This is a genomic window from Flavobacterium inviolabile, assembly GCF_013389455.1.
GTDB classification, from domain to species: Bacteria; Bacteroidota; Bacteroidia; order Flavobacteriales; family Flavobacteriaceae; genus Flavobacterium; species Flavobacterium inviolabile.
On sequence record NZ_CP058278.1, the window covers coordinates 2,852,628 to 2,867,768 of the forward strand.

Consider the following 15,141-nt stretch of genomic DNA (forward strand, 5'->3'; position numbering starts at 1 on the left):
GATGACAACCGATTAAAAATAAACTGAGAGTTAAAAACAATATGTAACGCATATAATTCTTTAAAATAAAACAAGTTTTAAACTTTCTTAAATCTGTTTAAACACTAATAAAAGTGTTTGTAAATTGTTGGTTTGCTGTCAGGTCTTCATGATTGAGCGTCACTTTTTGCTGCTGAATTATCGTTTGCGTAATACTGAGCGTTTTCAAGACATTGTCCCTGTTGATCACCAGTCCGTTTTCGCAGTCTTCATTTTCGGCATAATGATGAAACGTCATCATCTCCGATTCGGTAATAACCGGATTTGATTTTACAAAACGGGCAAACCATTCAGCCCGTTGTTCCCTGACCGCTTTCGGATACAGGGTTGCGGAGGACCAGATATAGTTTTTGGCGGCATCCAGTTCCGTTTCACTTTTACTGACCTCATTCCATTGCAACTGGTATAATGTATCCGCCTCAAAGACAACCAATGTAAAAGATTCGATTTCGTTTAAATTGATGTTGCGCCAGCTTTGCAGTACTGATGCGGCGCTTATTAGTTCCAAAACGATCAGTCCCCTGCTCATTCTGTAGGCAGCTTTCCGGGCAAGCCTTTCCTCTGCTCCGTTTAAAAGCACAACAACACGGCCTTTTTCGCTCACTGCATACCAGGTTCCGCCTGCTTTACTGTCTTTAGGATAAAAAACCTGCTGCCCGTTAACAAAATATTTTCGCGGCTCTAAAGCCGGTCTGGCAATCATTTCATCACGGTTTGAGGTAATGATGTATTTACCGTTGCTGTTTATAAAAGTTACTGTGCACATAATCTACTAAATTATAGAAATTTTCCCAAAAACAATCCGTTTACCGGTCAGTTATTTCCGGTAATTCCAATAGCCGTAAACTCACTTTTGACCAATAAAAAAAGTTTCGGAATTCCGAAGCTTTTACATCAAAAAACAATTATTGCTTTAAGCACCAATACAGGATCTTGGCAATATTTTTGGCATCGTCCACACCACGGTGATGGGTTCCTTCCAGCGGAATATCCAGGATGCTTAAAGCGCCATTCATACCGGTAGGTTTTTGCAAACCTCTGGTTTCGGCAAAGAGTACTTTAACATTGATATGCTCCGCTCCCATAGGGTAATCCAGATTGAACCGGGCACATTGTTTCTTTAGCATGTTCAGGTCGTAGGCTCCATAACTCGCCCAGGTGTATTCTTTTGGATCATACTGTTCCGTAAGTTTTTCCAACGCTTCCGCAAACGGAATTCCTTTTTGTTCCAGCAAATCCTGGGTAATTGTTGTTAATTCCGTACAAAACGCACTTACAGCGGAATGTTGCGGCTTTATTAAAATCCCCTGATTCTTCGTTATTTCACTGGTATGGCTATCCAGCACGCAAATCCCGATTTCAATAATTTCATTTTCCTGTCCGGCCGGAACCGGTCCCTGCCAGCATGTGGCTTCTAAATCTATAATGATAATTTTAGCTGTTGTTTTCATTTTTTATCTTTTTAAAAACTACGGATACCCTACCCGTAGTTTTGTTATTTTACAAAGATGTCTTTCAACTGACCAATGATGTTACCGCTGCCGGAAATGGTGATCTCACCAATTTTATCCGCAATTTTTTCAACGTATTCCATCTCTTTCAATTTCCATAACATCTCATTTTCTTCCATTAATTTGGCAGTATTCAATAAACTGCGCGTTGCTGCCGTTTCTTCACGTCGCATGATGCTGTTTGCCTGTGCTTTTTTCTCGGCCACCAATACCTGGTTCATGATTTCCTTCATATCGCCCGGTAAGATCACATCGCGGATACCGGCATCGGAAACCGTTAAGCCCAACTCACTTATTCTGGCTGCTGTTTCCTGCAAGATAATTTCGGCAATGGCATCCTTTTTATTCAATAATTCATCCAGGGTCAAACTTCCCACAAAAGCACGCAATGCCAACTGCATCATAATATACAATTGTTTTTCGGTATCTTTATTAATAACCAATGCTTTAATAATATCGGTTATCTGATAACGTACAAAAAAATTAATGCGTAAGGCCGCTTTATCTCTCGTTAATAATTCCTGACCGGAGATCTCCATTTGTTGCTGGCGGACATCGATTGTCCGTACTTCTACAGTGGTATTATTCTTCCAGAAATAATGCATTCCAGCTGTCAATTCTTTGATGAACACACCGTTAATATACAACAATGCTTTTTCATGGCTCAAAACCAAAAAGCGGCGTACATAATTGCTGATGCGGATGTTGTCCAATAAAGTTATCGGAACAGCTTCTGTAATATCCACTTTGGATAAATCGACCGTAATAAATTCCCGTTTGATAAAACCTTTCCAAAAGGCATAACGGCCGGCTGTCATTACTTCTTTAAAGTTACCGTTTTCAAATTGCAATACAATCTGATCATCAGCTACTTCAACAACCGTTAACATAGCTGCCAATACTTCATTCTGCATGATATAATTTAATTCATACTGGGAATGAAAGGCAGTATTGTTATCGTAAATAACCACTTCCTTATTACCGAAAATCCAGTAAGAACCTTCCTGTAATACCTGAATCAATTTCTGATTCTGGAAAACCAAAGCGGTTTGTAAAGCTTTAATATGTATTTTTTTTAACATAACTGTATTTTTTAAATTTTTAAATCTTTTTAATAAAAACGATGGCCGTTGTTTCCTGAAAAGGACGGAAAACAAGTGGTTTACAGATCCGCAGGAATGGTTTATGGCTATATTTCTTTTCCTAAAAAAAGAGCAAACAATAAAGCAAATCTGTTTTTCCATAAACAAAGCCTGATCTCAGGTCTTGTCAGGAATGTGATTATCGACATTGCAGGCAATAATCACCAACAAGGGCACAATCGTTTTCTGGTGCATTTTTTAGAGAAATGCCAACTCGGTCTCACAGACTTTTGGCCTGTAACAAAAACTACATTAGAAGTGTAGTACTCAACCGGACGAGCTAACGTATGTAAATACGCAGGGATTCGAACCCTTTTAAATGAAACAAGTCCCCTAAACTTGTGCGATTACCAATTTCGCAATTCCGTTTAACCGGAAGCAGGACTCGAACCTGCAATTCATTGCTGCTTTTTTGGAAAACAGTAAAACCTTCAAATCAAGTTGTACAATAAAACTTAATACCGCTAAGCAAAGTATATTGCAATGGTGCTATACCGAAACACACAACAGGACTTGTCTGATATTTTTAAAATGTGTTTTAAACGTTGTCATGTATTACCGGACAAAGATTTCAACACAACTACGCAGTATATGTGCGTATATAAATATTTTTTCAAATTATTTTTTAATCCACGCAATAACAGTGTGTAAATATGTTAATCTGACGGATTCAAACCGGGTGATATTCGGAATATGGTTTACTTCCAGTAAATATTTTGTTCCGTTATCCCCGAGGATATAATCGTTTCCAATCATGTCCATCCGGAGTTTTTCCATCAGCTGTTTCGAATCTTCCAACAGTTCCGGATCGACCGGCATAAAGCAGGCTTCATCCGGATGTATCGATTTTAGCCAGGTTGCTCCTTCGAGCTTTATCTGCCAGGCTTCGGTACCGATAATCATGATCCGGACAGCCTCACCGCTAAAGAAAGGCTCAATCACGGAAGCTTCCTCACTTTTCCAGTATCCTGAAAAACGGTGTTTGTTTTCCCCGCAGTGCCAGTTGCCCCATTTTGCCACGGTATCCGTTTGAGTATCCATCTCGGTATCTTCCGAAATAAACCCTCTGGGTGAACTAAAACGGGAATACTGCATTGCTTTTACCAGGCACGGAATCTTTAGCCGGCAATCCATCATGCCAAGGGCATTTGGGAAACAATCGCCTCCCCATAGCGCCAGACCGGTTATAAAATCGAAATCGTTTTCATAAATTCCATAGTACACCACTTTGTCAATGGGCAGCATCCCTACTCCGGTTTGTTTTTCCATAAACAGCGTTCCGTCTTTGATCAGTATTTTCGGTGTGGCTTGATGCCAGACGATATGGCCCTGGTAATTCGCCTGTATAATGTCGTATTCTTCCGGTTCAATCCCCACTAAGGCTATCCGGTTGTATAACAGCTTATCCATGGTACATCCGTTTTAAATGTTCCTGATCCCGTCTGCCTGCCTGTCCTAAAGAACTTCCGTTGCAATAGCCAATATTTACAAAATCGTTTTCTTCGGTAATGATCGATTCTTTCCGGGTAACGGCTCCGGTATATCCGGAACCGTAATTGCCGGTAATTTTTTTGGTAGCCGGATCCACATTACCCCATTCCGGCGTTTTTCCATTGTAAAGCGGCTCCACAAAATAGATGATTCCTGTTTTTCCTGATTTCATTAAAAATCTTTCTGTTTCATCAGTATTGGTTAAAAACCTTTTTAAAATGTCTGGTCTCATAGCGTACCTTTTTTAAATTAAACTTCATTTTATTGTGGAACGGATCCGAATTGAACGAATACCTTCTGCGCTTCAGGCAGACGTGCACACCGGGTACACCACCATTCCGGCTGACTTTATGAGATTTCCGAGAGACAGTCGGAAATCCCAATAAGTCCGGTTCCTTTCTAAGAACTCCTGCGATTCCGGAAGGATTCGAACCTTCAACCTATTGATTAACAGTCAAGCGCTCTGCCAATTGAGCTACAGAATCTTTTGTAAGGGCATAAAAAAAGCACCTTGTATAAGGTGCTCATCAATTGTATAAGATTATCATGATCTTATGCATTATGGATACACCCGTATTCGCTGAAAGTCAAATCCAGTAAGAGGATTGCTTCCGATAGTATTTTTTACTGAATTGAAATTCATTTGTAATAGTGTTTTATATGTTGCCTGTATTCTTGTCATTGTTGTGCTGTAATTTTCTGCTGCAAAGATAAAGTTGAATTTTTCAACCGTGCAAGTATTTTTTAATTTATTTTTCTGATTATCAAATAGTTATATATAATTTTAAAGCAAAGCAATCCCTGTCCGCTAACGAAAGCGGTTTACTATTTTTCTCAAATGGCTGTCTCTCATCTGATTACTGTTCAAGGCTATTTAGGGCTATTATGATAATTCATTAAACATTTTTTTTCATTTTTTTATTCGGAATTCCATTCCGTAACTGTTTTTAACTGTTTTTCGCTGTTTGCAGCAACCTTTTTTGCATATCTGCAATAAAAAAAGCGCCCTGAAATCAGGACGCTTTGCTATATTTTTAAACGTTTCTTACAATTTTGCGGATTGTTTAAACATCAAAATAATACCCATACGCCCTACGTTTGGCCGGGAAATCCCCTCCTAAACGATTATTACTATCCTGTGATAGTACGGCGATATGTCTTTTTTGTGTTTTCATTCCGGTGCAAATGTAGGAAAAATTTCTTAACAAAAAAGCTCCGGATTTCCGGAGCTTTTCAAATCAAAAAAACGAAAAACTATTTTTTAATAATTTTCCGGGTGGCGGATTTGCCATTTTCAAAAGTGATCTGTAAAATATACATCCCTTCTGAAACTGCTGATAAATCAAGTGTATTGTTTTTATCTTCTTTTACCAGCTGTCCTGAATGGTTGTAAACTTTAACGGATTTCACCGCTGCATCCGACTGGATATTTACCACTGAAGTTGTTGGATTCGGATAAACAACATAGTTTGTTTTATCAAAATCACTATTACCCATGGTTTCCTCAACAAGCAGTGTATAATCTTCTGCCTGACCGTAGCTTTCCGTATTACAAGGAGCGATACTTTGTGATGCGAATTTTTTAAGCACTCTCATTCGGGTTGTTCCCAAAAAAGCTGTCTGCGGCACAGGAATCGTACCGGTTAATTCTTTTGTATCAATTCCCGTTGAGTTGCTAATATAACCCAGTTCATATCCTTCTTCCGTTTCGAACGTTCCGTTCTGATTCCAGTCGATATAAACTTTAAAATAGCTGCTCAAACTTCCATCTGTATTTCCTTTTAATTTAATAGGATAGTTTTGTCCTTTAACAACCGTTCCGGTAATTGCTGTAAAATCTTCATAGGCCGGACTTGTCAGGGCATTTGAAGTAACATTATTAATTCCTGCAAAATTAACCAGTGTGATCGGTTCCACTCCCTGAGGGAAAGCCGGCGTACAATAAACCGGTAACAGGTTGGTAATGGTAACTTGGATTTCACCAAAAATAGCCGTATCGGCAGTAGCGGTTGCTCTTACGGTAACCACTCCGTTTGTAACGGCCGTTACCAATCCTGTAGCAGAAACCGTTGCCATGCCCATATTATTGGAAACAGACCAGCTTACCTGCTGATTGGCATTTGCCGGTAAAGCCGCAGCTACTAACTGTAACGTACCGTGATTTGTGGTTATCGCTGCCGGTACATTATTTTCTGTAGTAACCACCACGCTGGTTACCGGAACAGTATTATCCGGTGCGGCATCAATTTTAAAATTGTCGAAAGAAAGATCATAATCTCCGGCTGTTCTGTTGGCCGTTACTCTTATGGAAACATACTGCGTTGCATAAGCCGCCAGAGAGTATACTTTACTGATATAATTACCGGTTCCCTGTTCATTCTCAATATTGGTGATATTGGTCCAGGTAGTGCCGAAATCCGTAGAAACTTCTACCGTATAATTACCCCATGTAGCCAAAGGGGAATAGGGTGTAGAAAAGGCAGATTGCTTATAGTCAAAACTCAACTGGTAGTTCGCCGGAAGCGGTCCTACATTTATGGTTTTGAATGTACCTGTCGGTGCCGTGTTGTATAAGTTTTTATAGATATTATTACCGGTATTTCCTGTCGCACCTCTCTCGGTTCCGATTGTCCATCCGGTAGTTGTCCATCCGTTCGGAGTTGTAGTTCCTGTAAAAGGCTCCAGCCAAGGTGCCGGAGTGGTCAATATGGTCGTAAAAGATGTTTTAGTCCAGTTACTTTTATCGTTAGCTCCACACACACTTCTCACAAATACATAATATGTTGTACCGGATTGTAACTGTCCGATAGTCGCGGTTGTTTGTGTTGTTTGCAATAAAAGATCCGTTAAACCAGGAGCCGTATTGGTGTCGGAAATAAAATATTCATATCCTCCGTTTGGCGCTCCTGCATTCGAATCGAAATTCCAGCTGATCGCCGCCTGATTCGGAGTAATTCCCGATACAGTAAGGGTAACCGGTGATAAACATGACGGAATTGCTTCCCATACCACATCGTCTACAAATACATTCGAATAGGTTGTACTTCCTTTTCTTTTTAATCCGATAAAAGAATCCGTACCGGTATAGTTTGTAAAATATACGGTAAACTCCTTGTATTCCGTTGTAAGTTCCGTAACACTTCCAAATGGGGTAAATACTGCTGTAGCACTATTGTTATCCAGCGTTCCGATCTGGATATTGTTTCCTGCCGTCGTAGAACTTCTTCTTGCCTTGAATCGCAATCTGTAGTTACCGGCATTTAAATTGGTTAACTGCGGGCTTACCAATATAACGTCTACACCGGCATTATCAGTATTCGCACCGGAATTGTATAGATTCACGGCATTAGGCGTACTGCTGCCACTGGTACTGCTCGTCGCAACCGATGAAGAGCCTGTACCGGTTCCTCTGATTATTTTACTCCAGCAACCGGCTAAATCCGGTGTAACGGCATTGTCGAAGTTTTCATTAAACGCCGCAACAGGAAGACACAAAGTGGTTAGATTTCCAACGCTTGAATAAGCACTGTTGCAACCGTTATTAGCTCTTACCCTGTAGTAATATTTTGTACTGTTGCTGATATTCTGAACTGCATACGTCAACGCTGCCTGTGCACTAAAAGGGGAACCGGCAATCTGACTGGTAAAATTAGCATCGGTAGCCACTTCAACAAAATAGGCAACTGCTGCTGCCGATCCGCCGGCAGAAGCAACCCAATTCAAATCGAAAGAAGTTGCCATAATGTTTGCATTTGTAACCGTTCCCGGTGCTGCCGGACAGGTGGTAATGTTTTGCGATACCGGATTGGCTGCATTATAAAGCGGTCCGCCAGAGCAGGCACTGTTATAGCCAAAAACGGTAAAGGTATAAGCCGTATTTCCGGTTAATGCTGAACTCACAAACGTTAGTGATGCGGTATTGGAAACAATATAACCGCCCAGTCCTGTTCCGGTGGCATAGGTCGTACCGTTAACCGGCGGCGTTGGAGCTGTTCCCAGCGGTGTTCTCACAACCAGGTATTTGTCAACTGCCGGTGATGCCGCTTCAAACACTCCGTTAACCGTAGTTCCGGCCACTGTTAGCACTAAATTGGATGGTTGTGCAACAGGTGCCACACATGGTGACGGTGGTGTCCATACAAAAGTATATCCGGATGTTGGCAATGAGGTTGAATTACAGGTAACACTTGACGAACTTGAGGTTCCCGCTGCGGTAGCCATCCAGTGGCTGTTTGCCGTTCCGCCTGCAGACCGGTTTGTATAATCCGCATCCGAAGCGCCTCTTAATCCAACCTGGACCAGTGCCGAAGTGGGCACTCCGGTGATTTTTAAATCATATACAATGGCGACAGTATTGTTTTCCCGCAAACGAATTTGAAAATTCCAGTCGAAATAACTGCTTACAGTAGCAGAAGACGAATACGGTCTGAAATGTTTCCACTCAATTACAAACTCACGGTTTGGAGCGGTTCCCACTACTTCATATCCTATGGATCCGGTTTTGCCCTCAATATTAAATAAGGCATTTAAATCGGAACCCACAGCACTGATTGCAGCAGTATATCCGGTACTGGTCGAGATCGGGCTTGTTAGCGACGAGCTCGGAGCGGTAGCTCCCAACGTAACAAAACCGTTTGTACTTACTTTCGCACCGGAATAAGCAATATTGTTCAGCGTAAAAGCAAACGGTATGCTATTGTCCGGAATAGTGTAGATCACATCGTCTAAAGAGGCCGAACCGGACAACGCTGTTGCTGTTGCCAGAACTACCGGATTGGCAAGTTCTGTATAAGTTCCCGGATTCTGGGAGAAAATGTAATTGGAAACCTGCGCAAAAGTGGTCGTTGGCAGGATAAAGAGTCCCAACAGAAAACATTTCATTTTCCATTGATACAACCTGAGGTTGCTTTGTTTTTTGTCATTTGAATACATAAATAAATAGTTTTACTGCATAGTTTTATTATTAATCCGGTAAAATTACTTATTTAGACTAAATAAAAATAAAAGAGATTTCTTAATGTCAAAAAATTATTTTTTTAGTTAATATTTATGTGGAATTTCCGGTTTTTAATAGATAAAATAATGCACCTGCTATTTTTATCCAAAATTTTAATGGTCGTCAAAAATGCTTTGCGGCTGCACCTTGCCCGGATTTTTAAAGAAAAAATAAAGCAGGACTCCTGCAAGGCCGAATCACCGTTATTATAGGGTCCCTTTTTAAAACTTTTTGTAACTTTAAGAACAATCAAAACGGCAGCTGTATGAAATCGTTTCGCTTCATTTTTTTAATCCTAATCACAACCCACATGACATTAAAAGCACAGGACTATAAAGAAGATATACTGGGAGCCGGTTTTGAGCAAACCGTTATCCGGCAGCCGGACGACTACGAAGGCAGCGTAATTACAACCCTGATCCGTAAAAAGGCAGTCCATACCACTAACAGGGCGGTACTGTACATTCACGGCTTTAACGATTATTTCTTCCAGAAGGAAATGGCGGAAGAATTTACCCGGCACAACTATAATTTTTATGCTGTTGACCTGCGCAAATACGGCCGCGCTCACCTGCCCCATCAAAAACTGAATAATGTCCGTGATCTAACCGAATATTATGCCGATATCGATTCGGCTTTACAGATCATTCAAAAAGAAGGGAATCAAAAAGTACTGTTGAGCGGTCATTCAACCGGAGGATTAGTAGCCGCACTTTATGCCGATTTGCATAACGGCAGTCCGCTTTTTAGTGCTGTGTTCCTAAACAGCCCGTTTTTTGATTTCAACATGAATGCCATCGTTAAAAAAATAGGGATTCCCTATATCGCTAAAAAAGGGTTGAAAAAACCGGATAAAACCATCAAAGGCGGTTTTACAGAACTCTATGGCAAAAGTCTGCATAAAAACGACTACGGCGAATGGGATTATAACCTGAACTGGAAACCGCATATCGCTCCCGAAGTTAATTATGGTTTTATCAGGGCGATTCATTCCGGTCATCAAAAAGTAAAAGACAGCCTGACCATTGATAAACCTGTTTTAGTGCTGTTTTCTAAAAAATCCATAACCGAAAAAAAGTGGAGTGATGTCCTTTTTACCGGCGATGCAATTCTAAACGTTAAGGATATCGAATCGGGTGCCCGAAAAATAAAAGGATTAGTAACCCTTAAGCCCATTGATGGTGGGCTGCACGATTTGATTCTTTCTCCAAAACCGGTAAGGGAGAATGTCTATAAAGTGCTGTTTTATTGGCTTGATGACTTTATGAATTAATGTTATTCCGCTTTATTTTACTATTTTAGCCAAAATAAAACTGTTAATTTTTTTTAAATAATAACACTTAATCTGTAGCTTTTAAGAACTTTTTAACAAAAAACAAGTTTAGTCTTTAAAAAAATAAGAAAACACTAATTCTCACATTATGAGAACAATTTAATTCCTAAAACAAGCTGTTTATAGTATTTTTGTACTAATATTGTTATAGTGAACCATTACAATTTTAACATAATACTAATTCGTTAGATTTATATTATAGTATTATTAACTGATCAATGACTAATAAGCCATTAAGTACTTCCCTTTTATTAGTTTTGTTATTTTCCCAGCTTGGATACAGCCAGACTGGAAAAATAACCCAAAAAGAGATTTCTAAAATGATTACTGCTTCCAGTGATTACATGCTCAACCTGAAGTGTGAAGAATCGCTGAATCTCGCCAAAAAAGCACTGAATCAGGCCTATCAGATCAACGACAAAGCTCTTATTGCCAAAGCGTATAACATTATCGGACTGAACTATGAAGAGTTTTCCGATTTTAAAAAGGCGATTACCTACTATGAAAAAGGGCTTCACTATGCTAATCAGACAACCAACGATACCATTAAAGACTGGCTGCACAACAACCTGGGCAGCGCCTATTGTTTCCATAAACTTGATTTTGAAAAAGGAATTGACCATTATAAAAAAGGACTGTTCTATTCTAAGAAATTAAAGGATACCAACGAAATTATTTATACCCGGCTGAATATTGCCAGTGCCTATTTTGAGATTAAAGACTTTCAAAAAGGAATTTACTACCTGAAAGACATTGAAAATATTGTCATGGAAAGTGATGAACTGGAAGCTAAAATTTCCCTTAATTCTCTTTTAGGTTCTTATTATACGCATACCAACAATTTTAAAACTGCAGAAGCTTTCTATCAGAAAGCCCTGGAGCTTTGCGAAAAAAACAAGATCGAATTCCTGCAAACCAATGCCTGTGAGCTCTACAAAGATTTTGCGCAATACTACTTTAAAATTAAGGACTATAAAAATGCCTACCTGTATCTTGACAAATACACCACTACCAAAAACAAGATCTATAACGATCAGCGGATCAGTGAGGTTGAAAAAGCCGGAAATCAGATTGAACTGGATGAATACAAAAGACAGATCAGCCAGATTGAAAGTGAAAAGCAATTACAGGCAAGAAGCTTGCATCAATCGCGAATTATCGTTGTATTGTTTATCATCACATTACTGTTTTTACTGCTCTTCCTGTTCTCTTTATATAAGAACAATGAGATCCGTAAAAAGATCAACCGCGACCTGAAAACGGCTAATAAACAGCTTCAAAAAGCAAAAGAACAGGCCGAAGAAGTATCCCAGCTAAAATCCCAGTTCATTTCGACAATTAGTCACGAATTGCGAACACCGCTTTACGGTGTGGTGGGTATTACCGATATCATTGCCGATGAGCACAAAGAATTGTCCAACAGTTCCTATCTGAAATCGTTGAAGTTTTCGGCAAGATACCTGTTGTCTTTAGTGAACGATATTTTACAGGTTTATAAAATTGATGAAAAGAAAATAACCCTCGACAACACGGCTTTTAATGTTATTGAAGACCTGCACCAAGTAACGGACAGCCTGATGTTCCTGGCTGAGAAAAATCAAAACAAACTGACGCTTGAAGTGGACGAAGATATCCCGCAGCTGTTAATCGGCGACCGGGTGCGTTTGTCGCAGATCTTTATGAACCTGATTGGGAATGCACTTAAATTCACCCATAACGGACAGGTAAAAATCAACGTACAGCTGCTCCGGACCGAAGGCACATTCGTTTACCTGCAATTTGAGGTAATCGACAACGGTATCGGAATTGCCGAAGCCGACCAGGAAAAGGTTTTTGAAAAATTCGTACAGATCGAACGCAAAGAAGACGACTATCAGGGAACCGGTCTGGGACTGCCTATCGTTAAACAGCTAATCGGGCTTTTTAATGGTGAAATACACATTGAAAGTGAGGAAAATGTAGGAACCAAAATGACCTTTATCATTGGTTTTGAATCCGATAAGGACAAAATAAAAGAATATACCAATGATCTGGAAGTGGATTTTGTACACCAGAAAAGCTATAAAATACTGGTGGTGGAAGACAACAAAATCAACCAGCTGGTTACCAAGAAAATACTGGACGACAGCAATTTTGAAAGTATTATTGTCGACAACGGCTACCATGCCATTGAACTGCTCGAAAAAGAATCCTTCGATATCGTATTAATGGACATTAACATGCCTATGATCAACGGTTTTGAAACCACCAGGCTCATCCGGGAAAAAGGCATCACGATTCCTGTTATTGCGCTTACAGCTTTCGACAAACAGGAAATATCCGAACAGGTATATGCTTCCGATATGAACGGCATTATCATAAAACCTTTCGAACCCAAACAGCTGTATCAGATGATTGTAAACCTGTGTCAGCCGGTAGCCTAACCGATAATCCGGTTATCTTTTAAAAAAAATACGGCAGTAATCCGCAGTACATGTTTCCGATAATCGTTTAACTTTCCTACTTTTACCATTCCTTAACCACCAATCGAATGATTAAAATCCTGCTGCTGGAAGACGATTTAGTACTCTCTAAAGAAATTCATGACTTTTTAAAATCAAAAGACATCGAATGCGACTGCGTTTTTGACGGAGAAGTTTTTTTCAGACAACTAAAAACCGATAAATACAATATCTATTTACTCGATATCAATGTACCAAAGCTGAACGGATTGGATGTTTGTACCAAAATCAGGGAAACAGACAAAACCACCCCTATTTTGATGATTAGTGCCTATGGTGATCTGACCGATAAAGTGGATGCCTTCCAGCTGGGAGCCGACGATTACCTGGTAAAACCGTTTCACCTGGAAGAACTGCTGATACGGGTACTGGCGTTACTGCGCAGAAGCAGCACCCCGCAAAATGAAGAAGAACTGATCGTTATAGACGACCTGGAAATCTCACCGTCTACCATGACCGTAAAACGCGCCAATACCGTTATCGAACTCACCCAGAAAGAATACCAGCTGTTGTTATTACTGGCACGGGCAAAAGGCAGAACGCTTTCCAAACAAAGTATTTCCGAGCAAATCTGGGATGCACATTTTGACACCAACCTGAATACCATAGAAGTGTATATCAATTTCCTGAGAAAGAAAATTGACCGGAATTATGAAACCAAACTGATTCACACCCGCCCCGGATTCGGATATTACCTAAAAGACGAATAATGACTTTAAAAAGACGAATAGCCGTAAACGTAAGTATTGCTTTCTCCGTAATTTACGGCATATCCGCTATTTTCATTTATATCTCTTTTTCTTCTTTCAGAAAAGAAGAATTCATGGAACGCCTGGAAGAAAAAGCGCTTACCACAACCAAACTGTTACTTGAAGTAAAAGACATTGACAATCAGATTTTGAAGCTGATAGATCAAAATACAATCAATAAATTATATAACGAAAAGACGCTTATTTTCGACAGCCGCTACAAACTGATCTACAGCAGTATTGACGATGCTTCCGTGAAATGGGACGTCAATTTTTTACAGAATATCAAGAAACACAAAAAAATATATTCTTTCGAAAAAGAAAAAGATGTCCTCGGGGTTTTCCACATTTACAACAATACCGACTATTATATCATCATTGCCGCCGAAGACAAATCGGGAATCAGCAAGCTCGAATATTTATACCAGATCCTGATCATTTCCTTCTTTATCGGAACCACTCTGGTTTGGCTGACAACCTATTTCTTTATCCGGAAACTGCTGGAACCGCTGGACAATTTCCAGAAGATCATTACCAGTATCTCCATTAACAAACTGAATACCCAGCTCATTGAATCCTCAAAAGCAGACGAAATTAACGTACTGTCCAAAGCCTTCAACCAGATGCTGCTGCGTATTGAAAAATCCTATCTGGCGCAAAAAGAGTTTACCTCCAATGCCTCACACGAGCTGCGAACACCCATAAGCCGGCTGACGCTGCAACTGGATAACCTGATCCAGCAGGGCGGCCATTCCGAAAACACGCTCAATTACCTCAATAGCATGAGCAAAGACGTCAGCCAGATTTCCGACCTGATCAACTCCTTGCTATTGTTGGCCCAGATTAACGCTTCCAGCTTTAGCAGCGGTTTCCAGAAGGAACGTATCGATGAAATAATCTTCCAGGAATATGAAAAAACGGTAAAAAACTTTACCGATTTCCAGATGAACTTCGAAATCAGCAATAGCGAATCCGACCTCGAAATCAGAGGCATCAAATCGTTACTGGAAATCGTGTTTGGCAACCTTTTTAAAAATGCCTACCTCTACTCTTCCGACAAAAAGATCAACGTTGCCATCGAAGACAGCAACGACGGAACTGTGGTGATACAACTCAGCAATAAAGGCGAAAAACTGCCGCCGGAAGAAGAGAAAAAGATCTTCAACTCATTCGTAAGGGGAACCAAGAACCAGACCATTCAGGGTTCCGGTCTGGGATTGCGCATTGCCAAGCGAATCCTGGATCTCCACGAAGCAAAACTGGCGTATACGTACATTGATCAAACCGGATTTCATCAGTTTACAATTATTTTTCCTACTTAATTCTTTCATAAAAACCACCTTAAATGCATTTTTAAGCTTTTTTTAAGGTCGGCTTTA

11 protein-coding genes and 2 tRNA genes are annotated in these 15,141 nt (G+C 40.1%); 5 read left to right on the plus strand and 8 right to left on the minus strand.

The window, feature by feature from the left end:
* Positions 1–97: 97 nt before the first annotated feature.
* The 3 genes from HW120_RS12795 to HW120_RS12805 form a co-directional block, all read right to left on the minus strand.
* Positions 98–805 (minus strand): NRDE family protein, encoded by a 708-nt coding sequence (locus HW120_RS12795; protein ID WP_177734483.1) that lies wholly within the window; start codon positions 803–805, stop codon positions 98–100.
* Between the two features lie 139 nt (positions 806–944).
* Positions 945–1,490, minus strand: coding sequence for a 3'-5' exonuclease (locus tag HW120_RS12800; protein WP_177734484.1), 546 nt, complete (start codon positions 1,488–1,490; stop codon positions 945–947).
* A 44-nt stretch (positions 1,491–1,534) separates the two neighbouring features.
* Positions 1,535–2,632 (minus strand): slipin family protein, encoded by a 1,098-nt coding sequence (locus HW120_RS12805; protein ID WP_177734485.1) that lies wholly within the window; start codon positions 2,630–2,632, stop codon positions 1,535–1,537.
* 48 nt (positions 2,633–2,680) lie between these two features.
* Between HW120_RS12805 and HW120_RS12810 the strand changes: the two genes are divergently transcribed.
* Positions 2,681–2,956, plus strand: a complete 276-nt coding sequence (locus HW120_RS12810; RefSeq protein WP_177734486.1) for a hypothetical protein — start codon at positions 2,681–2,683, stop codon at positions 2,954–2,956.
* Between the two features lie 354 nt (positions 2,957–3,310).
* Here HW120_RS12810 and HW120_RS12815 read toward each other — a convergent pair whose 3' ends face one another.
* From HW120_RS12815 to HW120_RS12835, 5 genes are all read right to left on the minus strand, one after another.
* Positions 3,311–4,102, minus strand: a complete 792-nt coding sequence (locus HW120_RS12815) for an ATP-grasp domain-containing protein (protein ID WP_177734487.1) — start codon at positions 4,100–4,102, stop codon at positions 3,311–3,313.
* Positions 4,095–4,415 (minus strand): hypothetical protein, encoded by a 321-nt coding sequence (locus HW120_RS12820; RefSeq protein WP_177734488.1) that lies wholly within the window; start codon positions 4,413–4,415, stop codon positions 4,095–4,097. The genes HW120_RS12815 and HW120_RS12820 overlap by 8 nt, the downstream gene beginning before the upstream one ends.
* 35 nt (positions 4,416–4,450) lie before the next feature.
* Positions 4,451–4,523, minus strand: a tRNA-Phe gene (locus tag HW120_RS12825).
* A 72-nt stretch (positions 4,524–4,595) separates the two neighbouring features.
* Positions 4,596–4,668: transfer RNA gene (locus HW120_RS12830), tRNA-Asn, on the minus strand.
* A 769-nt stretch (positions 4,669–5,437) separates the two neighbouring features.
* Positions 5,438–9,115, minus strand: a complete 3,678-nt coding sequence (locus tag HW120_RS12835; protein WP_177734489.1) for a GEVED domain-containing protein — start codon at positions 9,113–9,115, stop codon at positions 5,438–5,440.
* Positions 9,116–9,489: 374 nt separating this feature from the next.
* Here HW120_RS12835 and HW120_RS12840 point away from each other — a divergent pair, with 374 nt between their 5' ends.
* The 4 genes from HW120_RS12840 (at position 9,490) to HW120_RS12855 (ending at position 15,084) form a co-directional block, all read left to right on the plus strand.
* Complete coding sequence (locus tag HW120_RS12840) at positions 9,490–10,452, plus strand: alpha/beta hydrolase (protein ID WP_177734490.1); 963 nt, start codon at positions 9,490–9,492, stop codon at positions 10,450–10,452.
* Positions 10,453–10,730: 278 nt separating this feature from the next.
* On the plus strand, positions 10,731–12,935 hold the full coding sequence (locus HW120_RS12845) for a tetratricopeptide repeat-containing hybrid sensor histidine kinase/response regulator (protein WP_177734491.1): 2,205 nt from the start codon (positions 10,731–10,733) through the stop codon (positions 12,933–12,935).
* 107 nt (positions 12,936–13,042) lie between these two features.
* On the plus strand, positions 13,043–13,723 hold the full coding sequence (locus HW120_RS12850) for a response regulator transcription factor (protein WP_246296986.1): 681 nt from the start codon (positions 13,043–13,045) through the stop codon (positions 13,721–13,723).
* The gene (locus HW120_RS12855) at positions 13,723–15,084 is read left to right on the plus strand and encodes a sensor histidine kinase (protein ID WP_177734492.1); all 1,362 of its coding nucleotides are present in this window, start codon (positions 13,723–13,725) and stop codon (positions 15,082–15,084) included. The genes HW120_RS12850 and HW120_RS12855 overlap by 1 nt, the downstream gene beginning before the upstream one ends.
* The last annotated feature ends 57 nt before the right edge of the window (positions 15,085–15,141 follow it).

Bases quoted from the DNA above. Each gene is read 5' to 3' on its own strand.
- HW120_RS12795 (WP_177734483.1), bottom strand. From the start codon at position 805: ATGTGCACAGTAACTTTTATAAACAGCAACGGTAAATACATCATTACC.
- HW120_RS12800 (WP_177734484.1), bottom strand. From the start codon at position 1,490: ATGAAAACAACAGCTAAAATTATCATTATAGATTTAGAAGCCACATGC.
- HW120_RS12805 (WP_177734485.1), bottom strand. From the start codon at position 2,632: ATGTTAAAAAAAATACATATTAAAGCTTTACAAACCGCTTTGGTTTTC.
- HW120_RS12815 (WP_177734487.1), bottom strand. From the start codon at position 4,102: ATGGATAAGCTGTTATACAACCGGATAGCCTTAGTGGGGATTGAACCG.
- HW120_RS12820 (WP_177734488.1), bottom strand. From the start codon at position 4,415: ATGAGACCAGACATTTTAAAAAGGTTTTTAACCAATACTGATGAAACA.
- HW120_RS12835 (WP_177734489.1), bottom strand. From the start codon at position 9,115: ATGTATTCAAATGACAAAAAACAAAGCAACCTCAGGTTGTATCAATGG.
- HW120_RS12840 (WP_177734490.1), top strand. From the start codon at position 9,490: ATGACATTAAAAGCACAGGACTATAAAGAAGATATACTGGGAGCCGGT.
- HW120_RS12845 (WP_177734491.1), top strand. From the start codon at position 10,731: ATGACTAATAAGCCATTAAGTACTTCCCTTTTATTAGTTTTGTTATTT.
- HW120_RS12850 (WP_246296986.1), top strand. From the start codon at position 13,043: ATGATTAAAATCCTGCTGCTGGAAGACGATTTAGTACTCTCTAAAGAA.
- HW120_RS12855 (WP_177734492.1), top strand. From the start codon at position 13,723: ATGACTTTAAAAAGACGAATAGCCGTAAACGTAAGTATTGCTTTCTCC.